Origin of the sequence: Sedimentibacter sp. LTW-03, from assembly GCF_052059825.1 — a bacterium.
GTDB lineage: Bacteria > Bacillota > Clostridia > Tissierellales > Sedimentibacteraceae > Sedimentibacter.
In genome coordinates this window covers 909,133-932,202 of record NZ_CP197180.1, presented here as the reverse complement: position 1 = coordinate 932,202, position 23,070 = coordinate 909,133, and the positions used below count along the sequence as shown (strand labels likewise).

The window sequence follows — 23,070 nt, the reverse complement described above, 5'->3', positions numbered from 1 at the left end:
TTTATTTTGTTTTATGTACTATTAAACTCTGACCCGTCATTTCTACCGGTTTTTCTACTCCCATAAGCTCAAGCATTGTAGGAGCTATATCAGCCAGTATACCTTCTTTAAGTGTGAAGCATTTTCGATTTCTCACTACAATAAACGGAACCCTGTTTGTGGAATGAGCCGTTATTTTGGATAAATTTGCCGGATCAAGCATTTCTTCGCAGTTTCCGTGATCAGCAGCAATTATTGCCGTACCGTCTGACCTAATTATAAAGTTGACTATTTCGCCGAGGCATTTATCAACTGCCTCAACAGCTTTTATTGCTGCTTCAACATCACCAGTATGTCCAACCATATCAGGATTAGCAAAATTTATAATCATAACTTGGTACATATCCTTTTCCAATTCTTCCATGATCACATTTTTTAATTCAAACGCGCTCATTTCAGGCTTTAAATCATATGTTGGAACATCAGGTGAAGGAATCAACATCCTTACTTCATGTTTAAACGGTTCTTCAATTTCTCCGTTAAAGAAGTAAGTAACATGGGCATATTTTTCAGTTTCTGCAGCCCTAAGCTGTTTGTATCCTTTTGTACTTAAATATTCTCCAAGAGTATTTTTTACAAAATGAGGTTTAAATGCAATATCAACATTTTCAATAGTTTTATCATACAAAGTCATGCAAACAAATTTTACATTAACTTTTTTTCTGTCAAAATTATCAAAATCTTTATCAACAAATGCTCTCGTAATCTGTCTTGCCCTATCGGGCCTGAAATTGTAAAAAATTACGGCATCATTATCCTTTATTACAGTGGTTTCACCATTTTGATTTCTAATTATCAGAGGCTTGATAAACTCATCCGTAACACCGTTTATGTAAGACATCCTTATTGCATCTAACGGATCATCGAACTTTTCTCCTTCTCCATTAACTAGGGCGTTGTATGCCAATTCAACCCTGTCCCACTGCCTATTTCTGTCCATAGCATAGTATCTTCCCATAATTGAAGCAATACGTCCTGCCTTTATATTCTTAATTTTTTTCTCGAGTTCTTTTATGTAATTAGGGCTGCTCGTCGGGCTTACATCTCTTCCATCAGTTATGCAATGCACTGCAATATCATCGACATTGTTTTTCTTTGCCAGCTCCATAAGACTGAATAAATGAGATGTATGGCTGTGAACGCCGCCATCTGACAGCAGTCCTATAAAATGAAGAGTTGAATTGTTCTTCTTCACATGTTCAAAAGCAGAAATAATAGCCTCATTGGAATTGATTCCGCCTTCTTCAATAGATTTTGTTATTCTTGTAAAATCCTGATAAACAATTCTACCAGCTCCAATATTTAAATGTCCTACCTCTGAATTTCCCATTTGTCCCTTAGGAAGACCTACATCATATCCACTTGCAGACAAAGATGTATTTGGGTATTTTCGCATGAGCACATCAAAATTAGGTGTTTTTGCTCTTTTAATCGCATTTCCTTCATAGTCTTTTCCCAGTCCCCAGCCGTCAAGGATAATCAATGCTGTTACTTTGTTCATATATAACCTACCTTACTTAGCATAATTAATTATTTTTAGAAACTCATCTGCTTTTAAGCTTGCTCCACCTACTAATGCACCGTCAATATCAGATTCGCTTAATATTTCTTTAGCGTTGCTGCCCTTTACACTTCCACCGTACTGTATTATTACATTGTCGGCTGACTCTTTACTATATATCTCTGAAATGCATTTTCTTATAAAAGAAGCCATGTCATTTGCCTGCTTGCTTGATGCAGTTCTTCCTGTCCCGATTGCCCATATAGGCTCATACGCTACAGTTATTTTCTCCGCATCAGAAGCTTCTATATTATTAAAGGCCTTTGTAATCTGATTTCTGACTGTTTCCTTTTCAATGCCGCTGTCTCTTTGCTCAAGAGTTTCACCTACACATAGTATAGGAATTATACCATACTCCAATGCAGACTTCAATTTCTTATTGACAGTTTCATCTGTTTCATTAAAATATTGTCTTCTTTCAGAATGACCTATAATAACATATTCAATTCCCATTTCTTTTAACATCAACGGTGATATTTCGCCTGTATATGCTCCTTTATCCTCAAAATGCATATTTTGTGCGCCTATTTTGATATTTGAGTTTTTTAAAACTTCCTTAACTGAATATAAAGATGTAAAAGTCGGACATATGAGTACATCCACATTATTATCAAATTCTCCTGACAATGATTTTAAATTTTCTGCAAGCATCAAACTTTGCTCAATGTCATTGTTCATTTTCCAATTTCCGGCTATCAATGTTTTTCTCATACTAATCCTCCTATTTATTGTCAACCGCGTCTATTCCGGGAAGCACTTTTCCTTCTAAAAATTCCAGAGATGCTCCTCCTCCGGTAGATATATGAGTTATTTTATCGGCGAGGCCTGCTTTTTCAACAGCTGCAGCACTATCTCCTCCTCCTATAATGGAAATTACCTCTTTGTTTTCGGCAATACATTTAGCAATTGAGTTTGTTCCTTTTGCAAAATTTTCCATTTCAAACACTCCAAGCGGACCGTTCCATATAACAGTTCCTGACGCACGTATAACATCACTGAATGCTGCGACGGTTTTTTCTCCGATATCCAATCCCATATAATCATCAGGTATTTTATCCGAATCAACTGTCACAAAATCTGCGTCATTTTTAAATTCCTTAGCGGCTACTGTATCCACAGGCAACAACAGCTTGACATTTTTACTTCTTGCTTTTTCCGTTAATTCCTTAGCAAGGCTTACTTTTTCTTCTTCGAGCAAAGAATTTCCGATTGAATGTCCATTTGCTTTCAAAAATGTATATGCCATTCCTCCACCTATCAAAATATTATCGGCAATATTCAGCAGGTTTTCTATTACAGCAATTTTATCTGATACCTTAGCTCCACCCAGTATAGCTGTAAGAGGTTTTTTAGGATTTTCAAGTGCATTTCCCATAACCTCTATTTCCTTTTCTACAAGAAAGCCCACAGCAGAAGGAAGATATTTGCATACTCCCGCATTTGATGCATGTGCTCTATGAGCAGTTCCAAATGCATCGTTAACAAATAAATCAGCCATTGAAGCTAAGTCTTTTGAAAATTCTTCACCATTCTTCTCTTCTTCTTTCCTGTATCGAGTGTTTTGAAGAAGTATAACCTCACCTGCTTTTAGCAGAGAAGCTCTTTTTTTTACATTATCATCAACTACCGCATCACAGTTTTCAAATATTACTTTTCTGTCCAACAGTATTCTCAGTCTCTCAGCCACAGGCAACAACGAATACTTCTGATTTGCTTCTCCTTTAGGCCTTCCCAAATGAGACATGATAATCAGCGAAGCACCTTTATCCAAAAGGTAGTTCAAAGTAGGAAGTGAGCTTTTTATTCTTATGTCATCAGTTATATTTCTGTTTTCATCCAAGGGAACATTGAAATCACATCTTACTAAAACTCTCTTGTTCTTAACATCAATATCTCTTAAAGTTTTTTTGTTCATACAATCCTCCATAACAATAGCTGAACCTCAGAAGAACATCAGCAATATTAATTTCGCTGTTATTCACTCTCGTTCAGCTATAGTTTAATTATTTCATTGATCCCCAGTACTTAGCAAGTCTTACTAATTGGGCAGTAAACGACATTTCATTGTCATACCATGTTATAAGCTTAATCATTTGTTTTCCGTCACGTTCAAGTATTTGAGTTGATAACGCATCAAATATACTTGCATAATGGCTGCCTATAACATCACTTGAAACTATTGGATCTTCTGTGTAAGCCAATGTTTCATTAGATGCTTCCTTAACAGCTTTATTTATTTCTTCAACTGTAGTGTTTCTTTTTAATTCAACAGTTAAGTCTACAACAGAGCCTGTAACTGTAGGAACTCTAAGAGCTATGCCGTCTAATTTTCCTTCTAATTCAGGCAGAACTTTTCCAACAGTCTTTGCCGCACCAGTTGCTGTAGGAACGATGTTCGCTGCTGCTGCACGACCTCTTCTTGCCATAATTCCCTTCTTATGTGAGTTATCATGGATGTTCTGGTCATTTGTGTATGCATGAACAGTTGTCATTAAACCTTTTTCAATTCCAAATGAATCATTTAATACTTTTGCCAGAGGAGCCAGACAGTTTGTTGTGCAGGAAGCTGCTGATATTACAGTTTCAGTTCCGTCAAGTATTTCATGGTTAACATTGTATACGATTGTTTTCAAATCTCCTTTTCCAGGAGCTGACAACAATACTTTTTTAGCTCCAGCTCTGATATGAGCCTGTGCTTTTTCAGCATCATTAAATTTACCTGTGCAGTCTATTACAAGATCAATATCAAGTTCTTTCCAATTGCAGTTTTCAGGATCCTTATTGCTCGATGTAATAATTTCATTTCCATCTACTATCAATGCATTTTCATTGTATGTAATTTTGTCCGTCATAAAGTTTCCGTGAGCTGTATCATATTTCAGCAGATAAGCCAATGTCTCGGCACTTGAATTTGTATTTATTGCCATTACCTTAAAATTGCTATCCTGTGTCATTAGCCTTAATGCAAGCCTTCCGATTCTTCCAAATCCGTTAATTGCTACTTTTACCATATTATCCTCCAATTATAAATATAATTAATTTAGTTATTCTTATCTATAATTCTAATATCCTTTTTGCAGCTGCTTCATCTGTAATAAGGATAAAATTATTATTAAATTTAGAAATTGAATAAATAGCTTCCGCCTTAGAGCTTCCGCCGGCAACACCTACTGCGTTTTTTATTGACCTGAAGTTATCCATGGTTATTCCCACAGAGTTAGTGTGCATTTTTACATTGCCGTCTTTGTCGAAAAAATATCCAAAAGCCTCTGCAGTTAATCTCTCCGACTCAATTATATTAAAAACACGTTTGTCTGATTTTCTTCTTATTGCCATATCTCTGGCATTACCAAGTCCGAAAACCAACAAGTCTATTCGCTGAATGTCTTCAAGAACATCGTTTATAAGCTTATTATTTTTTAATATGCCTAATTCTGTTTCATCCAGATTATCCGGAATGTGCAAAAGCTTGTATGAAGCATCCAGTTTTTCGGCTAAATTAGCAGCAATGGTATTTGCCTGTATCTCAAGTTCCTCGCTTAATCCGCCTCTGGCAGGAAGAACTAAAAGATTTCTAATTCCTTTTTTTCTCTTCATCTGATTGACTACGCACGCCATTGTGGTTCCGCCTGATATTCCTAAAACTGTATCATTTCTTATTAGATCCTTTACAATTTCAGCAGCTTTTTTACCAAGGTCAATAAATGTAAAGCTGTCCTTATCCGCATCTCCGGAAACCACCGCTACTCTTTTAAGTCTTAGCTTTTCCATAAGTTTTAATTCTATTTCAGACAAATTTTTAATATAATAAAATGTATTATGTATATCTGAAAGCAAGCTTAAGCCCATTCCGGTCAAGCTTACTCCGGCAGCCTGAATATCAAGCAAATCCATTTCCTTTAATTTATCAATTTCTGCACGCATAATCCTTTCAGAAATTCCAAGTTTTGCTGATAAGTTTCTTCTGCCAATCGGCTGAAAAGTGCTTATAATTTTAAGAATTTCATATCTCTTCATTAATAAATCAAAAGTTTCAGGAACTATTCTATTTTGTATTTCAAGTATTTTGTTTATATCCATACACCCTCCGGGATATAATATGTCCCATATATGCACTTTGTGTCCCTAGCATCATTTTACCATATTTCTCTTATATTGCAATACTAATTTAAAATTTTTTGAATTTTTAATTTGATAAAAAAAGAAATGTTAAAAAGAAATGTGTTATACTATTACGATTTGTATGCTCAAATATGTTCTACAGTTAAAATTATATCACACTAAATAATTTATGTACAGCAAAAAATAAAAAAGAGCGTACGTAATTGTACGTTCTGATTTATGCTTTATCAAAACCTTCTTCTCATTGAAGATGAAGGTATTCTCATCTCATCTCTGTATTTCGCTACAGTTCTTCTTGAAATTTTTATACCTTCGGCACTTAACATTTCTGCAATCTTTTGGTCACTCATGGGTTTTTGAGAATTTTCTCCGTTAATCAAATTTTGTATTTGAGTCTTAACACTTGTTGATGAAATTCCATCGCCTCCGGTTTCACTAATACTGCTTGCAAAGAAATATTTTAATTCAAACAGTCCTCTTGGCGTCTGAACATATTTTCCGTTTGTTGCTCTGCTTACTGTAGATTCATGCACACCAATATCGTCAGCCACGTCTTTCAACACCAAAGGCTTCAATGCCGTCTTGCCTTCTTCAAAAAATCTTCTCTGAAATTTTAGTATTGATTCAGTAACCTTGTACAATGTCATTCTTCTTTGTTCAATGCTCTTAATAAGCCACATTGATGAATTAAGCTTATCATTTACAAATTTATTTGCTTCCTTGTCGGCCAAATTGTTAATCATGCTTTTATAGTAGCTGCTTATAGTGATCGTAGGAAGATTATTGTCATTTACGATTATTACATATTCATCATTTATTTTTTCTATAGTAACATCAGGAACTATATACCTTATATTATCCGAATCTACAATGAATCCTCTGGACGGCTTTGGTTCAAGCATTTTGATTATGTCACACAGGCCTTGAACTCTCGTAACACTTATTTTTAAATCCTTCGCAATCTTTTGCACCTTGTTTAATGCAATTTCCTCCAGATAATTTTCAGCTATAATATATGCATTCTTATCCTGTATTCCTTTTTCTCTGAGCTGTATCATAAGGCATTCGCTCAAGTTTCTTGCCGCTACTCCAACCGGATCAAAAGTTTGTATCAACCTTAAAATTCTTTCTATTTCTATGACGTCTTCATTCAGCAGCAAGCTTATATCCTGAAGGGAGCATCCCAAGTACCCTTTATTGTCAAGAGACTCTATTATAAATTCACCTATTCTCTTTTCCTTGCTTGTCTTTACAGAAACCCCAAGCTGCACCATAAGATGATCTTTTAAAGACATTTTTTTTGAAGTGTAGCTTTCAAATGATTGCCTTTCATCTGAATCGGTATTTCTCTCATATGCCTTATAACTTAAATCGTCATACCTCTCTGTGACTTCCTTCCAATCGATTTCATCTTTGCTATCGTTTTTATCATAATTAGATTCATCACCCGTATTTTCTGTTGAACCAGATTCCTGATTTTTGCTGTCAGCTGATTCAAGAAAAGGATTTACCTCCAATTGCTTGTATATAAACTCCATTAACTCAACATTGTTGAATTGCAGAATTTGAATAGCTTGTCTCAATTCAGGCGTCATTATAAGCTTTTGAGTTTGTGATAAGTTTAGTTCAAAACCCATTTTCATAATATCACTCCTTGTTGATATCTATTATACCAAGTTTTATTAAAATTTCAATATTTATTATATCATTAAGCAATTATAATTATTGTACATCATTATAATTTGAATTCCTATTATTGCTTCCAGTATATCATTATACCAAAAATTTATTAATTATGCTAAACTAATTTATATTAAATTTAAAATATTACTTGATTTTTATAAATAATGAGTGTATACTGACGTCTAATAAAACATGTTGGATGAAGTTGGCGGAAGATTATAAATTAACCGTCAATGGACATAACTCTGGAGAGACTCACTTGAGCACCGAAGGGGAAAGTTACGTAATGTAATGAAACTCTCAGGTAAAAGAACAGAGATATAAAATACTAGGTATTTTTATTTTTGTTGTTAAAAGAAAGAGACTTCCAAGTCTCTTTTTTGTATTTTCGGCAGAAAGGAAGCCAATATTTTGTGTGAAGCGGTTATGCCCTGACTTTCATCCACAACTAAATATTTGGAGGACATAATGAAAGGTATAATAACAATAATAGGGAAAGACAAAACTGGCATAATTGCCGGCATTTCAACTCTTTTATCAAATTGCAGCATAAATATTCTTGACATTAACCAGACAGTAATGAGAGAGTACTTTACAATGATAATGTTGGTTGATTTAGATAAAATGAACATAGGATTCGCTGACCTGCAGCAGCACCTTAACAAAAAAGGTGATGAATTATGTATGAATATTAGAATACAACGAGAAGATATTTTTGACAAAATGTATGAAATATAAGGAGACAAAATGATTAATTATAAAAATATACTTGAAACCATTAATATGGTTGATAAATTAAAATTTGACATTAGAACTATTACAATGGGAATTTCACTTTTAGACTGTGCAGATACAGATGGTCAAAAATCCAGGAATAAAATATATGATAAAATAACGCGATTATCTGAACATTTTGTTGAAACAGCTGAAAAAACCGAAAAAGAATTTGGTATCCCCATTATAAACAAAAGAATTTCCGTAACTCCCGTTTCATTAATTGCAGGTTCATGCAATGACACCGACTATGTAAAATTTGCACAGACTCTAGACAAAGCTGCAGATACAGCCGGAGTTGACTTCATAGGAGGATACTCTGCTCTAGTTCAAAAAGGGTTTACTAAGGGAGATTTAATCTTAATAAATTCAATTCCTGAAGCTTTGGCTTCAACAGAAAAAGTTTGTTCTTCAATTAACGTAGCTTCAACTAAAGCAGGTATAAATATGGATGCAATAAAGTTAATGGGCAAAATTGTTAAAGATACCGCTTATCTTACAAGAGATAACAACAGCATTGGTTGTGCAAAATTGGTTATATTCGCAAATGCTGTTGAGGACAATCCCTTTATGGCAGGAGCATTTCATGGGCCCGGACAACCTGAAGCTTCAATAAATGTAGGCGTAAGCGGCCCCGGAGTCGTTAAAAACGCACTTGAACAAATAAGGGGTCAGGACTTCACATCAGTATGCGAGACAATAAAGAAAACAGCTTTTAAGCTTACAAGAGCCGGAGAAGTTGTTGCAAAGGAAATTTCACAAATATTGGACATACCATTTGGCATAATGGATTTATCTCTTGCTCCTACTGCAGATATAGGTGATAGTGTTGCAAGAATTCTGGAAGAAATAGGGCTTGAAAGCTGCGGAGCTCACGGTACAACTGCAGCCCTGGCACTGCTAAATGATGCCGTTAAAAAGGGAGGAATTATGGCTTCTTCAAACGTGGGAGGCTTGAGCGGCGCTTTTATACCTGTAAGTGAGGACGAAGGAATGATAAATGCAGTTAACAGAGGTTCTTTGGTCATTGAAAAACTTGAAGCAATGACTTGTGTTTGTTCAGTGGGATTAGATATGATTGCTATACCGGGAGATACAAAAGCAAGCACAATTTCTGCAATAATGGCTGATGAATGTGCCATAGGTGTTATTAATCAGAAAACAACAGCCGTAAGATTAATTCCGGTATACGGAAAAAGCCTAGGCGATACGGCAGAATTTGGAGGTCTGCTGGGCAGAGCACCAATAATGCCTGTAAGTAAATTTTCAAGCGATAAATTCATAGAAAGAGGAGGTAAAATACCTGCTCCGATACACAGCTTTAAAAATTAGAATTATCTATGCAGTGCTTTTCTTCAAATAATATGGGCAGGTGCAAGAAGCACTGCCCATAATGTTAAAAAAGTCCGTCTGCATTACGATGCCTTGCGCAGGACGAACTTTTTCAACAACCTTCCACAGGTATCAACAATCAGATTTTTCTTTAGCAATATACTCATTTTCGGCAAGAATTTCAATTGCCTTATCAATATTTGCATCATTTACTAAAATTATAGGTCCGGTACATCCCATTCCGCTTTCAGCGTAAATTCCGTTTTTCCATAAAAGCTTAACGGCATCTTCCAAGTCCATTATTTCAACACCTGAAATCTGAGAAGTTACCACTTGTTTTTCCGGAGCCTTTATTTCTTCTTCGGCAGGCTTTTTAGAAGATTTAAGCCCGCTTAATATTTCTGTCAGGCCGGCCTTGTGAGCCTTTTCAAATTCCTTTTTAGCTATTTCAAGGCATCCTCCCTTAACCAGCTCAGCAGCAAATTTGATTGCTCCTTCAACCAGCGGCGAACCTGAAGCTCTTGAAATAATAAGAATCAGTTTATCAAAGTTTTCTCCTATTCCGGGGCCGTAGCCATATCCTAATGATTCGTAGCTTCCGCCTGTTGTATAGGAAGAAAAGATTTTTATCATTAAATTTCCTGTCAGCGAATCCATTACCATGACGTCTGCAGAACCTGTTAGAAGGTCATTTCCTCTCATAACAGCACCGCCGTCTGCTCTTTGTGATGCTGCGAAGTTTATGTCGTAACCTTGGTCTTTAAGTTTCTTAAGTGCTATTTCTGTTTGTCTTGCTCCGTCAACATTTAATATACCTACTGTAGGATTTTTTATCCCGCATGCTTTGGCTGTTATTATGCCGTAAATAGCATTTTTAACCATACCTTCCACTTTATCGGTTGAGGATGTTCCTGTTGTTGTTGCTATGAACATCTCTTTTCCTTTTCCGGGAGTTACTACTCTTCCTACTGTTGAAACTCCTATGGGGAATGGATAATGCATCGTTACCGCTGCATCTACTTCTTTGGAATTAAGTAGTGATTCCATGGTTGTATGTGCTTCGTCTTCTGTATTTACAAATGCTGTTTTTACACCTTCTGCTTCTTTTGATCCGATTACGGTAGTATCTATTCCGCTTTTTGCTGCTTTTACTGCTGCTGAATAAATATTATCTTCACCGTGTTCGCTTCCCATGGCAGTAACGGCTACCTTCGGCTTCTGTCCGTATTCTCCGCTAATCAGTGTGTCTGCCAGCTGATCGAACACTTTGCCTATTATTTGTTTTACTTGTTTTTCAGACATATAAATGCCCTCCTATTCTGCCAATAGATTTGAAGCGAAGTTCTTCAGAGCTTCTGCAATAAGTCCTTTTACTTTTTCCTCTGAAATTGTTGACTGCGGTTCTTGTTCTCCTTTATTTGCTTCAATAATAAAGGATACGCCGTCAAACAGGTTTGTCATTCTTCCTAGGAAGAGACTTCCTTTTCCTACTATCATAGTATTTTTTATTTTTCCGTCCATGATATCTTGTCTGCAGAATCCTATGTAAGGAACTCCTGAAGGTATATGTCCTTGTGTAGGTGCCCAGCCAACCATACCATGTTTAGCTGTGAACTCTGCTAATTCTTTTCTCTCCATGTGACCCATTTTTACTGCCAGGGCTCCTATCATCTTGTAGTTTGCCAATGGCACATCTCCTGCTCCTGCTGGTTTTGTTATGTCTGGGTTTTGCATTTCTACTGAGTATTTATCTACATCTGTTATTTTCATGCCTGCTTTTTCTAAGGATGAAACTAATGATGATATAACTGCCTGTGGTGATGATCCTGTTCCTACTGTGTGTTTTCCTACCAGGTCTAGGTTTATTTCGGGGCTTACTCCGTCATTTTTGCTTATGAGTATGGCAAAGCCGCCTAATACGTCTTCTAAAATCGGAAGTCCTTTTTTTATGTGGTCTTTTCCGTTCATTCCAAGTTTTGCTGTGCATCCACCGGCGGATACTACAACGTTGTTGAATACTCCTGCTTTTACTAATGCTGCTGCTTCTATCAGCGCATGGGTCGGTCCTGCACAGAATCCTCTTGTGTCTGATCCTGTTGCATTTACAAATCCTGCTACTTCTGCGCAGGCTTTTGCAAAGTTTCCTCCGCCTCTTTGGTTCATATCTCCGCATGCTTCTTCGCAGCAGTCTATTACATAGTCTATTTCTTCTTTGTTTATGTCGTTTTTGTATGTGAGGTTTAATAATGCAAGTACGTTTGATGCTTTTGATACTAAGTTTTCCATCATTACATGGGCGCTTAGGTTAACGTCTATGTCGTGTGCTCTTTTTACGCAGCCTACTAGTTTGCCGTCGTTGTATAATGGTTCTGAATGTTCTTCATCAACGTATTTTTTTATTGTTTCTGCTTCTTCTCCCTGCTTGATTCTGCTTAGCAATGCTTCATCAAATAATGGATGTTTTTCAAGCTTTGCTTTTGTTTCGGCTAAGAAGTTGTTTTCTATTTTTACAAGGTCGAATACGTCACACATCTGCATCAGAACTATAAATTCGTCCTGCGGCATTATTTCTCCGAATTTTCCCCATCTTTCTGCTTTTTCGAGCTTTTTGTCGTTCCATGGCTGTGCGTATCCTGCAAGTTCTTCTGGTGTTATGTTTCCTATATATGTCTGGTTTGGAAGATAGTTCACTACTTCTTCAAAGGTTCTCAGGTGGTCTTTTATTTGTTTTAGGTATTCTGAGTTTGGATTTACGGTTCTTTCAGTTGTTTGGGTTGTTCCGTTATGGATAACCATATCAGGAGTAAATGCCAATATATAGCTGGCTCCTTTTATTACACTGTTCATAATAACCTCCGTTATTCAAAATTTGCTTCGCATTTCTGCGAAGCAAATAAATTCGATTGTCTATATAAAGTACTAAATATTAAAGATATTTACAATAGTCTTCTCTTATTGGTGTCATTTCGCTTATTATATCGTCAACATCCAATACCATTTCCATCATACTGATTTGCTCGTCGTAAACGGCTTCGTCTACTTCTTCTTTTATTTCTGGTTCGCACACGTGGAATACTGAGAGTCCTAACTGAACTCCTGTCAATGGACCTGCAAATGTTGGGTCTCCGTTTGTTACGGTTTCTGCAGCTAATCCTGCTGCTTCTCCTTCTGCTGCTCCAAGTACTACTACTAGGTTCTCTGCACCGTACTTTTCTGCAAATTCTTTAACCCTTTTTTGATTTTCCAAATCCATTGCTCCTGCGCTTGTTCAGACGAAGCATTCTGTTGATGAAAATACTGTTTCGCCGCCTGCGGTTTTTACGCATTCTTCTATGGCTGGTCCTGGTATTCCATCTCTGTCGCCTATTATTATTACTTTTTTACCTTTTAATAAGCTCATTTTTTTCCTCCTTATTTGGTTTTTTTGTTATATATATTTTTTTATCATTGCTTCTACATTGTCGGGTGTAGCGTCTTCTTTTATGAGTTCTTCTACTTTTTCTCCGTCTTTATAGATTGCAATAACTGGTAAGCCAAGTACTTTCTGTCCTATTGCTACTCTTCTTGCTTTTGTTGTGTTTAGTTTTGTGAATTTTATTTTGCCGTCGTATTTTTCTGACAGTGCTTCTACGTGGGGCATTAATGCTTCGCATGGTGCGCATCCGTCTCCGAAAAAGTCTACTAATATGTATCCTTCGCCTTTTAATACTTCTGGTTCAAATGTGGTTTTATCGAGTACTAACATTCTTTCCCTCCTATAATGATTCTATATATTTTTCTGCCTGTACTGCTGCTATGGCTCCGTCTCCGGCTGCCGTAACTACTTGTCTCAGGCTTTTTACTCTAATATCTCCGGCTGCGTATACGCCTTCTATGTTTGTTTTCATGTTTTCGTCGGTTTCTACATAGCCTCTTTCTAATTTAAGTATTCCTTCGTACAGTTTGGTCTTTGGCTCGTATCCTATGAATACGAATATACCGAATGTACCGTCTTCTTCGTCGGCTTTTATTTCTGTTGTTTCTTTGGTTTTTACATTTTCTAAAACCATTGTATCTACTATGCCGTCGCCTTTTATTTCTTTTACTACTGAATCCCATATAAAGTTAATTTTTGGATTTGCTTTGGCTTTTTCTTGTATTGATTTTGCGGCTCTTAATTCGTCTCTTCTGTGTATTATGGATACTTTTCTTGCGAATTTTGTCAGATACATTGCTTCTTCTACTGCTGTGTCTCCGCCTCCTACAACGAATACTTCAAAGTCTTCGAAGAATGCTCCGTCGCAAGTCGCACAGTATGAAACGCCTTTTCCTGTAAATACTTTCTCTCCGGGGCATCCTATTGGTTTGGATGTTGCTCCTCCGGCGATTATTACTGTTTTTCCTACGTATTCGCCTTTTTTTCCTACTAGTACTTTTTCTTTGCCTTCGAGTTTTACTTCTACTATTTCATCGTATACTTTTTCGGCTCCAAAATGTTTTGCCTGTTCTGCCATCCTGTCAATCAATGTAGGTCCTGATTCTCCTTCCAGGCAGCCTGGATAGTTTTCTACTTCTGATGTGAGCGCTATTTGCCCTCCGTCTTTTTCTTTTTCGATTATCAAAGTGCTCAGTCTTGCTCTTCCGGCATACAGCCCTGCTGATAATCCCGCCGGTCCTGCTCCGACTATTAAAACGTCATATACTTTGCTCATTTCACACCTCTTTTCTAGCGTTGTTATAAAACTTTTTTATACTATGACCTCATTTTAACATAATCATGATTATATTTCAATCATGATTATGTTAAAATATTATCTATTTTTGCAAATAATTTTTATCGTTCCATGCAAAGCAGTATTTTCCTAGTATAGCAACTTTATACCACACACGAAATAGCAATGCAATACAAAACAATATTTATTGTAAATTTTCAAAATACTTTCATTTTTATTATATCCTAAGTTAATATCAATATTAATGATATTTATTATAGAATAAAATTTTATGGAAACGCCACAACATAAGTATCTGGCAGATTAAAACCTGCCAGTACTTGTGCAATGGCAAATAATCTCAAAAAATTTATCGATTATCAACTCTTATTTTTCAAATACGGTTTGTTCTGTAACCTCAGTTTCCAAAGCTTTCAATGCTCTTGCAACCAAATCTCTTCTTATAGCTCTTTCTTCTTCAAGAGTAAGTGCCGGATTTCCAAGAGGATGAGGTATTGCTATAGTAGGTACTATTCTGTTAGCTCCTACTGTTAGTGATATAGGAACTACGGTACACATATGTACTACAGGAATTCCCGCTCTTTCTATTTCTTTTACCATCGTTGCGCCGCAACGTGTACAGGTGCCTCAGGTTGATGTTAATATAACTGCATCAACTCCGTCAGCTTTTAGTTCTTGAGCGTACTCAGCTGCAAATGCTTTTGCGTTTTTAACTGCCGTACCGTTACCAACTGTTGTATAGAAATATCTGTGAAGGCTGCCTATCTTACCTTCTTTTTCAAATTCTCTTAATATATCAACTGGCAACACTCTGTCTGGATCTTGATTAGCATAAACCGGGTCATATCCACCGTGTGCTGTAGCAAATGTTTCTTCGGTTAAGTCCATAACACCCTCAATATCATACTTACCGAATTTTGAAGCACTTGATGACTCAATATGGTCAGGATTTCCTTTTGGAACAATACCGCCTGATGTAACAAGTGCAACTTTGCATTTTGTTATATCTTTAACAGCCGGATTCGGTTCTACTCTGTCAAAGTCGGGCATAGGGAACTCTGTAACATATTCCTTGCCGCTAAGCTTATTAAGAAGCATTTTAACTGCTCTCTTGGATCCTCTTTCTTTATCGAAAAAGTTAACTCTTATACCGTTTGGCATGTAACCTTCTTCAATAGATGCACCTATTTTTTCTTTCTTAGCAAGTTTCAGTGCCAATGGTGCCATTTTCTTGACAGCATCTCTCATACCTGCAGCAGAATTCTTTGTTGAAACAATATACAGACTGTTTTTAAACATATCTGCACCTGGATTTTCTATATACATACCCGTTAGTACAGGGATTCCCAGTTCATCCTTTACAGCCTGAGCAATAGTTCCGCATGCAACTCCATATCTTCCTGCATTGAAAGCCGGCCCTGCTATAAACAAGTCTGGTTTGTATTTTTTTACCATTTCAATAATATTGTTCTTTGCTTCTTCAAGGTTTTCATTGAAGTATGAGTCTCCGCATACAACAGTTGCAACTATTTCTGCTTCATCTTTGAATGCTTGCTGGAAAGCTAATCCAGGTCCTACGATGCCTTCTCTTAATTCAGCAGGAATGTGAGCCATTTCTTCTCCGCCTATATTTGCAAAGAATTGATTTATATAATGAACAACTTTTAGCATTATTTTCTCCTCCTTCCTATCTCGCACTCAATTTGTTGAAGCCCATTTCATTTGTAGCTCCTGTTATTACCTGAAGCTCCGCAGTAATGCTTCCATCTTTATGTAAACTTCCGTCAAAACCTCCTGCAATAATATCAGCTACATCAGCATAGCCGATTACTTTATCCATAGCCGGGAGTTCTATTACTTCGTTTGCATTACCTCCTGTTACCACAGCATCAGCACTTGCATCTGCATCGGCAAGAGATTGTGATGAACCGTCTCTACCAGCATATTCATCCGTAATTATTACAGTCTTAATGCCTTTAGCTTCTATCTTTTTACAGTTCATTATCAAGTCTGTATCCGGATTACCGAAGCCTTCCTGAGATATTACAACGCCGTCAACTCCTAAAAGTTCAGCAAGTTTTGCACTCCAGTTTGATGATCTTTCCTTGTCAGCAAGGTATACATTTTCATTTGTTATTATTACTCCAACAAAATTCAATGTTTTCCCATGTTCTTCAAACAAATCGTGAATTACAGGATTATTTAAATGATGATATGTGGTGTTTTTATCACATGCAGAAACACAGTTTCCACTCACAATTGCACCGTCAAAAATTTCTGTAGGGTAAATCATTGTTGTCAATGATTGTTTAGCATCTACTCCGTAAACATATGTATCGTGCATCAATCCTTGACTCTGAAGCATTAATACATAAGCTACTCTAGGAAGTTCAGGATAAAGTTTTATTCCTTCAACTAAATTAGGAGTCTCAAAAGTATGTACTTCATCTGGTGTTAAAGTTCTAGCAAGTTCTCCTAAATATGCTGCTACTTTGTATCCTGCAAATCTAAGAGCTTTTTCATGTTCATGCTGTTTTAATCCATCAATAGGTTCGCATACCGCCACTAAATTGTTTAGTTTAGAAAAAGGAGTATACTCAGCGCCAGATCCATCCATATCTATGATACCTTCCTGGAATCCAACAATTTTTCCTGTAGTAACAACAGCAGCTCCCTTTAAAACATTTGTCTTGCCTGAGCCTACAGTCTCAACCTTATTGAGCATTCCAGGAAAAATTCCTCCGGCACCTTCAACTTTTACCCTCGGTTCAATAACATCTTTAACGGGCATAATTCTAATACTTTCGCCAGGTCTAGCCAATTCAATTTCCGCTGACTTAAAATTTTGTTCTTCTAGAATTAATGCTTTTACTTCATCTTTGTTCACATACAATGTTCCGTTTTCAACCTTAGAATGTTCAGCGAACTGAATATCCTTAATAAAAACATAGCCTAATTCTAATTTCAAAACACTCACCTCCATAATTATTCATGGTTATATATTTAACGCGCTTTCAAGCACTGTTAAATCAATTAATTTAAAATCATTTTCAATCTTTTCAGTTAGATTGATGAGCTTGTTCTTATTAAATCTGTCATATGTCACTATTGAATTTTCTATAATGTAAACAGAATCGTAATTCAACTCAGACTTATTATCTGCAATTATCACAGATTTATAAGGCGTTTCATTTGGTTTTAAACTGCTCGACAAAGGATGTGTTAAAAGCTCGTACCCTTCATGTATCTTGTCCCTTGTTTTGACCAATACATCTCTATAGCTTCCGACTATATAAATTACACTGTATGTATCCTTGTGCTTATTGTATACCCAATCATTATTCGTAATTATCATAGTTTCATCCTTAAAATGAAGATTTTTATTCTTGAAAATTATGTCATTATTATGTTGTAAAAGCCGAATAAAAAAGCAGAAAGCATAATAAATTCATTCTGCCTTCTGCTCTGTTACAAACCTGAGAGATTCCTCTTCTCTATATAAGAGTTGCTCCTTCGGTGCTTACGCTTTTCAGAGTTTTGTCAGTTTGCGGTCCTTTTGCCTGAGATCATCATAAAATATGGCTAATATTTTATTTATTCCTTCGGCGCTGTTAATAACATAACAGTCTCTCCCGCAAACGTCATTCAAATATTTATTTGTTTTAATTATATATAATAATTTTTAATAAATCAAGTACTATTTATAAATTTTTTTATTAGAATATGAAAACCTTTAATTCTTCTGAAATTAGGCGTTTGACTTAAATTAGTAAACAAGAAAAACGCATAAAGCTTATTAAATTTTTAACATTGTCTAAAGAATAACACTATGTATTTTTTATATCAAATCATATCATAAAATCCCAATTGCCTTAAGGCTTCGTACATTACAATATTTACAGAATTTGACAAATTCAACGATCTTGCATGTACATTATCTATCATCGGTATTTTTATTCTTGTATTAATATATTCCTCGTGTATATAATCCGGAAGGCCTTTTGTTTCTTTTCCAAACATAATGTAGCATTCATCCTCGTACACAACGTCTGTATAAAATCTGCTTTCCTTTGTAGTTGAAATAAAAACAGGTTTATTGCCTATTGATTCTTTAAACTCTTCAAAATTATCATAATAAGTAATATTTACAAGATCCCAATAATCAAGACCCGCCCTCTTTAAATATTTATCGCTTACTGAAAAACCAAGAGGTTTTATTAAATGAAGGTTAGAGCCGGTAGCTGCACATGTCCTTGCAATATTTCCTGTGTTCTGTGGTATTTCCGGTTCAAACAATACAATGTTTAATGCCATTTTTTTCTCCTGTTACATATATTTTTATCACGTCTTGCTATTTAGTTTTTTTGTTTCTTTATAAAAATTGCATAAGCCTTTCAAGCTGCAACTCTCACATTTCGGATTTTGAGCAATGCATAAGTTCCTTCCGTGGGTAATTAGCAGGTGGTGCATTAAATGCCACTTATACTTTGGAAGCTTTTTCATCATCTCATCAGATACTTTGTCAGGTGTAGAACCTGATGCCAGTCCTATTCGCCTTGTAAGTCTGAATACATGAGTGTCAACTGGAAAAGCAGGTATATTGAACGCTTCAACAAGCACCACCGACGCCGTCTTTCTTCCAACACCCGGCAAAGACATCAAATCTTCCATATTTTGAGGCACCTGACTATTATGCTTGTCCCTCAGTTCACGGCACATGTTATAGATACTTTTTGATTTATTTTTGTACAGGCCGATTTTCTTTATTTTTTCGGCTATTTCTTCTTGACTAAGCTTAAGAAAAGAATCTAAATCCGGATATTCCTTGTATAAATTTTCAGTCAATGCATTAACGCTTTTGTCAGTTGCCTGCGCGCTAAGCATTGTAGATACAAGCAGCTGAAACGGCGTTTTATAGTTCAATCCACAGCTTGCAAAAGGGTAGTCTTCTTTTAACAATTCATAAACCTTATCTGCTTTTGTCATCAGTTAACCTCCATATAACGGTTTATAATCTCTACTCTATTATCGTTATCTATAAAATCAATTATTTTTAAAAGCATGGACTCACATAAAGCCTTTTTATTAGAAACGACCGCAACGCCGATTACTGATCTGTTCCATAAATCATTATAATCAATTTCTGCAGCGGATGCGTTAAATCTTGATTTAATTCTTTCAATAATGCTCTTGATAACATGTCTTTTTTCCTTAAGAGAGTTAGCTTCGTAAATTATCAATTCTATTTCACATGTACCTACTATCATACCCCGCCTCCAGCTAATTTAATAAACTCCTCTCTAACTTTATCATTTTCATATTTAATAAAATTATGCAGTATATCCATTGATTTAGATCTGTCTAATTCAGTCAAAGTCCATGCAGCATATATTTTTATCATGTCAGATTCATTGTTCAACTCATCTCTGACAAGTTCAAACATAGATTTAAGTTTCAAATTGCCTATTGCTATCAATGCATTTCTCTTCCAGATGTTTTTTCCTCTCCAGCTTCCTGACATATTTTTATACCTTGACAAAAATTCTTTATTAGACATTTTCATTAATTCTTCTAAGTCAATTACTAGACTTCTATAATCATTGTCTGCTGATTTTTCTGAATTCTTCCTATTTTTAGGACATACAAGCTGGCACATGTCACAGCCGTATATTTGATTTCTCATATTTTTTCTGTATTCCAGAGGAATGTAATCCTTTGTCTGCGTAAGATATGAAACGCATTTTTTTGAGTTAATACCTCCATTTTTTTGCAAAGCTTTATTTGGACAGCTTTCAATGCATATGTTACATGCACCACAAATATTAATATTTTCTGCTACTCCGCCACTCAGTATCTCTAAATCTGTCAACAAGTATCCTATGTTTATAAACGATCCCAGTTTATCATTGATAAGAAGCATGTTTTTGCCATAGTTGCCAATTCCGGCATTTTTGCATATTTCTCTGTCTATCAGCGGAGATGTATCAACACAAATTTTATACTCAAAACTTATGTCCTTTTTTATTTCTTCAGCTATACTCTTCAATATGCTGCTTAATTTTTTATGGTAATCTTCGCCATACGAAACAACACTCAAAAGGCCCTTGTCTTTTACAACAGGCTTCTTATAGCCCTCAGCGTAAGGCACAGCAATAGCAACTATACTTTTGCAATTGGGCATAATATTTCTGACGTCAATTCTTTTATTTATATTTTGTTCTTCAAATTCACAACTATATCCTTTATTAAGCCTATCCGATAAAAGATCTGATAAGTAGCTGTAATTTAAAACAGACGTAAATCCTATTTCTTCTATTCCTAAAGAATTTGCAATTTCTATAATTCTTTGCTTCATATAATTATCCCTTTTCTGCCGGCTTCCCTTTTGTTCAAATTAACTGTTTTATTTTACATATTACATATTGATTATAACATATTTTTTATGTAAAAAAAGCCCCTCAGGGCTTTTTAACTCATTTATTTTGCAATTGCTTCAAGTATTGATTCCGCTATATTTGATGCATGATCTCCTATTCTCTCTAAATTCCCTATGATATCAAGGAATATGACTCCGGCATTTGGTTCGCATACATAAGTATTTAATCTTTCTATATGATTTTTTCTTAAATTTTTATACATTACATCAATTTTTTTATCATTTACAATAACCTTGTTACAGTCTTCTTTATCTATAGTTTGTATCGCGTCCAGCGTTGACTTATAGACAAACATTGCAGTATCAAACATTTCTCTAACTTCGTCACTGGCTTCGTCCGAAAAATTAACATTATTTTCTAGTTTGTAAAGTACAAGTTCGCCAATGTTGTCAGCATGATCCCCAACTCTTTCAATATCATTTAAAGCATTTATAAGTACAACCACTTTGTCTTTTTCATAATTTGTCATCGATACCTTATCAAGCTTGACTAAGTATTCCAGTGTGGCTCTGCAAAGCTCGTTAACCTTTTTTTCAAGTTCAAAGACCTTATATGCCAATTCCTCATTGTTTTCAAAAAAAGCATTTACTGCAGTAAAAAATTCTTCGTATGCTAGATTACCCAAGTGCAGAACTTCCTTTGCGGTTTGTGTCAGTGCTATTGACGGCGTTATAAGAAGTCTTTCATCTATATATTTTGTTACATGCTCGGATTCACTGTCATCTTTTCTGACAATAAGTTCCGATGCTTTTACAAGTAAGCCTGAAAATGGAAATATTAATATTACATTTAAAACGTTGAACAAAATATGACCTGCTGCTATTTGCCGCGGAACATAGGAAGGCACAACATCCAGGATCAACCATTCGACAGGATTTTTCAATAAGAGCATAAATAATAACGTACCGCTTAAATTAAACAATAAATGTATAACTGCGGCTCTTTTGGCCGTCTTACTAGCTCCGATACTGGACAGCATAGCAGTTATACATGTTCCGATATTTTGGCCGAAAATAACCGGATATGCCTGCTCAAAAGTCATAACACCTGTTGTGGCAACTGCTATCAATAAACCTGTGGTAGCACTGCTACTCTGGAGAATCGCAGTCATTATAATTCCTACCATTATTCCGAGAATCGGATTATTAAATTTTGTTATAAGTCCGGTAAATTGAGGATTTTCCTCTAGAGGCTTCATGGCATTTCCCATCATTTTCATTCCTATGAAGAGAATACTGAACCCAATTATTACCTCTGCTATGCTTTTTACTTTTTTCTTCTTAGATGCTAAAAGCATAAAAACACCTATTCCAACCATAAGTGTTGCAACTTTTGTAATGTTCAAAGATACTAAGAAAGCAGTTACGGTTGTACCTATATTGGCCCCCATTATAATACCAACAGCCTGATTCAAATTCATAAGTCCTGCATTAACAAATCCAACCACCATTACTGTAGTTGCGCTACTGCTTTGTATTACCCCTGTAACTAACGCTCCCACTAATACACCCATAAACTTGTTCTTTGTGAGAGCCGCTAAAATATCTTTCATTTTGCTTCCGGCAGTTTTTTGAAGACCGTCCCCCATATAGCTCATTCCAAAAAGGAACAGCCCGAGCCCTCCAATCAAATTAATGGCAATATCCATAGTTCCTCCTAACTATTTGTAAAGAGTTTGCAATTTATTTGTAAATATCCAGTAATCAAACCCAAGCAATTATATCATTATTTGTCGATATAATAAAGACAAAACTTTTTTTATTTCTTACAATTTATTTACAATTAAAATTGACATAAATCTATAAATAAATACAATTTATAAATTTGTAAAATTAAAAAAAGCCCCGAAGGGCTTCTTTTAATTTTATACTGATTTTACTGATTCCGCACCTTTTGTCAAAGCATCTTTATTCAGAGGGACTAAGTGACTTTTGTTTTCACCGAATACTTTTACAAAAGCCTTAAGAACAGAATCGAACTCAACTGTTTTTGCTAATTCCAAATATGCACCAAGCATTACCATATTTGCTACCTTGCTGTTTCCCAATTCCAACGCCAACTCATTTGCATTTACATAGTATGCTTCAATGTCAGTTCTTGTTGGTTTTACATCTATCAATGATTTGTTTATAACTAATTTCCCGCCAGGAACCAGTTCCTGTTCAAATTTAACAAGTGAAGGCAGGTTCATAACTATTGCTGCCGTACCATCTTTAGATATAAGCGGAGATCCTACTTCATCATCTGATACAACAACTGCGCAGTTTGCAGTACCGCCTCTCATTTCCGGTCCGTAGGAAGGCATCCATGTAACATTTCTTCCTTCAATCATTCCTGCATAAGCCAAAAGTTTTCCTATAGCCATAACACCCTGACCGCCAAATCCAGCCATTATTACTTTTTGTTCCAT

Annotated in this window: 22 protein-coding genes and 2 riboswitches; of the genes, 2 read left to right on the top strand and 20 right to left on the bottom strand. The window is 35.7% G+C overall.

Annotated elements, in window-relative coordinates; translation table 11 throughout:
- Nucleotide 1: 1 nt before the first annotated feature.
- From gpmI to rpoN, 6 genes are all read right to left on the bottom strand, one after another.
- Nucleotides 2-1,540 carry a 2,3-bisphosphoglycerate-independent phosphoglycerate mutase gene (gene gpmI / locus ACS3UD_RS04735; RefSeq protein ID WP_308137572.1) on the bottom strand — a complete coding sequence of 513 codons (1,539 nt, stop codon included), beginning with the start codon at nt 1,538-1,540 and terminating at the stop codon, nt 2-4.
- 12 nt (nt 1,541-1,552) lie between these two features.
- On the bottom strand, nt 1,553-2,311 hold the full coding sequence (gene tpiA, locus ACS3UD_RS04730) for a triose-phosphate isomerase (protein WP_308137573.1): 759 nt from the start codon (nt 2,309-2,311) through the stop codon (nt 1,553-1,555).
- Between the two features lie 10 nt (nt 2,312-2,321).
- A complete protein-coding gene (locus tag ACS3UD_RS04725; protein ID WP_308137574.1) occupies nt 2,322-3,515 on the bottom strand; it encodes a phosphoglycerate kinase in 1,194 nt (397 codons plus the stop codon).
- An 88-nt stretch (nt 3,516-3,603) separates the two neighbouring features.
- Nucleotides 3,604-4,611, bottom strand: coding sequence for a type I glyceraldehyde-3-phosphate dehydrogenase (gene gap, locus ACS3UD_RS04720; RefSeq protein ID WP_308137575.1), 1,008 nt, complete (start codon nt 4,609-4,611; stop codon nt 3,604-3,606).
- 43 nt (nt 4,612-4,654) lie between these two features.
- On the bottom strand, nt 4,655-5,680 hold the full coding sequence (locus tag ACS3UD_RS04715) for a sugar-binding transcriptional regulator (protein WP_308137577.1): 1,026 nt from the start codon (nt 5,678-5,680) through the stop codon (nt 4,655-4,657).
- 269 nt (nt 5,681-5,949) lie between these two features.
- Nucleotides 5,950-7,365 (bottom strand): RNA polymerase factor sigma-54, encoded by a 1,416-nt coding sequence (gene rpoN / locus ACS3UD_RS04710; protein WP_308137578.1) that lies wholly within the window; start codon nt 7,363-7,365, stop codon nt 5,950-5,952.
- 275 nt (nt 7,366-7,640) lie between these two features.
- Nucleotides 7,641-7,731, top strand: a riboswitch (glycine riboswitch).
- A 142-nt stretch (nt 7,732-7,873) separates the two neighbouring features.
- On the opposite strand from rpoN, the gene ACS3UD_RS04705 reads away from it, so the two are divergent.
- Together ACS3UD_RS04705 and ACS3UD_RS04700 are read left to right on the top strand one after the other, a co-directional pair.
- Complete coding sequence (locus ACS3UD_RS04705) at nt 7,874-8,143, top strand: ACT domain-containing protein (RefSeq protein WP_308137579.1); 270 nt, start codon at nt 7,874-7,876, stop codon at nt 8,141-8,143.
- 9 nt (nt 8,144-8,152) lie between these two features.
- The gene (locus tag ACS3UD_RS04700; RefSeq protein ID WP_308137580.1) at nt 8,153-9,511 is read left to right on the top strand and encodes a PFL family protein; all 1,359 of its coding nucleotides are present in this window, start codon (nt 8,153-8,155) and stop codon (nt 9,509-9,511) included.
- Nucleotides 9,512-9,643: 132 nt separating this feature from the next.
- Here ACS3UD_RS04700 and grdD read toward each other — a convergent pair whose 3' ends face one another.
- The 14 genes from grdD to ACS3UD_RS04630 all read right to left on the bottom strand — a co-directional run bounded on the left by grdD (nt 9,644) and on the right by ACS3UD_RS04630 (nt 23,070).
- A complete protein-coding gene (gene grdD, locus ACS3UD_RS04695) occupies nt 9,644-10,813 on the bottom strand; it encodes a glycine/sarcosine/betaine reductase complex component C subunit alpha (RefSeq protein ID WP_308137581.1) in 1,170 nt (389 codons plus the stop codon).
- Between the two features lie 12 nt (nt 10,814-10,825).
- Complete coding sequence (gene grdC / locus ACS3UD_RS04690; protein ID WP_308137582.1) at nt 10,826-12,358, bottom strand: glycine/sarcosine/betaine reductase complex component C subunit beta; 1,533 nt, start codon at nt 12,356-12,358, stop codon at nt 10,826-10,828.
- Between the two features lie 79 nt (nt 12,359-12,437).
- Nucleotides 12,438-12,911, bottom strand: coding sequence for a glycine/sarcosine/betaine reductase complex selenoprotein A (grdA, locus tag ACS3UD_RS04685; protein ID WP_308137583.1), 474 nt, complete (start codon nt 12,909-12,911; stop codon nt 12,438-12,440).
- Nucleotides 12,912-12,938: 27 nt separating this feature from the next.
- Nucleotides 12,939-13,256 carry a thioredoxin TrxA gene (gene trxA, locus ACS3UD_RS04680; protein WP_308137584.1) on the bottom strand — a complete coding sequence of 106 codons (318 nt, stop codon included), beginning with the start codon at nt 13,254-13,256 and terminating at the stop codon, nt 12,939-12,941.
- A gap of 10 nt (nt 13,257-13,266) precedes the next feature.
- Entirely contained in the window at nt 13,267-14,202 is a 936-nt protein-coding gene (trxB, locus tag ACS3UD_RS04675) for a thioredoxin-disulfide reductase (protein ID WP_308137585.1), read from the bottom strand.
- Nucleotides 14,203-14,589: 387 nt separating this feature from the next.
- A complete protein-coding gene (gene grdB / locus ACS3UD_RS04670; RefSeq protein WP_308137586.1) occupies nt 14,590-15,894 on the bottom strand; it encodes a glycine reductase complex selenoprotein B in 1,305 nt (434 codons plus the stop codon).
- 16 nt (nt 15,895-15,910) lie between these two features.
- The gene (locus ACS3UD_RS04665) at nt 15,911-17,191 is read right to left on the bottom strand and encodes a glycine/sarcosine/betaine reductase component B subunit (RefSeq protein WP_308137587.1); all 1,281 of its coding nucleotides are present in this window, start codon (nt 17,189-17,191) and stop codon (nt 15,911-15,913) included.
- A 27-nt stretch (nt 17,192-17,218) separates the two neighbouring features.
- Nucleotides 17,219-17,578 (bottom strand): GrdX family protein, encoded by a 360-nt coding sequence (locus tag ACS3UD_RS04660; protein ID WP_308137588.1) that lies wholly within the window; start codon nt 17,576-17,578, stop codon nt 17,219-17,221.
- A gap of 183 nt (nt 17,579-17,761) precedes the next feature.
- Nucleotides 17,762-17,868, bottom strand: a riboswitch (glycine riboswitch).
- Nucleotides 17,869-18,066: 198 nt separating this feature from the next.
- The gene (gene trmL / locus ACS3UD_RS04655; protein WP_308137589.1) at nt 18,067-18,537 is read right to left on the bottom strand and encodes a tRNA (uridine(34)/cytosine(34)/5-carboxymethylaminomethyluridine(34)-2'-O)-methyltransferase TrmL; all 471 of its coding nucleotides are present in this window, start codon (nt 18,535-18,537) and stop codon (nt 18,067-18,069) included.
- 27 nt (nt 18,538-18,564) lie between these two features.
- Nucleotides 18,565-19,209, bottom strand: a complete 645-nt coding sequence (nth, locus tag ACS3UD_RS04650) for an endonuclease III (RefSeq protein WP_308137590.1) — start codon at nt 19,207-19,209, stop codon at nt 18,565-18,567.
- On the bottom strand, nt 19,209-19,490 hold the full coding sequence (locus ACS3UD_RS04645; RefSeq protein WP_308137591.1) for a DUF503 domain-containing protein: 282 nt from the start codon (nt 19,488-19,490) through the stop codon (nt 19,209-19,211). Before ACS3UD_RS04645 ends, nth begins: the two co-directional genes overlap by 1 nt.
- The gene (gene queG, locus ACS3UD_RS04640) at nt 19,487-20,578 is read right to left on the bottom strand and encodes a tRNA epoxyqueuosine(34) reductase QueG (RefSeq protein WP_308137592.1); all 1,092 of its coding nucleotides are present in this window, start codon (nt 20,576-20,578) and stop codon (nt 19,487-19,489) included. The genes ACS3UD_RS04645 and queG overlap by 4 nt, the downstream gene beginning before the upstream one ends.
- A 122-nt stretch (nt 20,579-20,700) precedes the next feature.
- Complete coding sequence (locus tag ACS3UD_RS04635) at nt 20,701-22,308, bottom strand: Na/Pi cotransporter family protein (RefSeq protein ID WP_308137593.1); 1,608 nt, start codon at nt 22,306-22,308, stop codon at nt 20,701-20,703.
- A 216-nt stretch (nt 22,309-22,524) separates the two neighbouring features.
- Complete coding sequence (locus ACS3UD_RS04630; RefSeq protein WP_308137594.1) at nt 22,525-23,070, bottom strand: 2-oxoacid:acceptor oxidoreductase family protein; 546 nt, start codon at nt 23,068-23,070, stop codon at nt 22,525-22,527.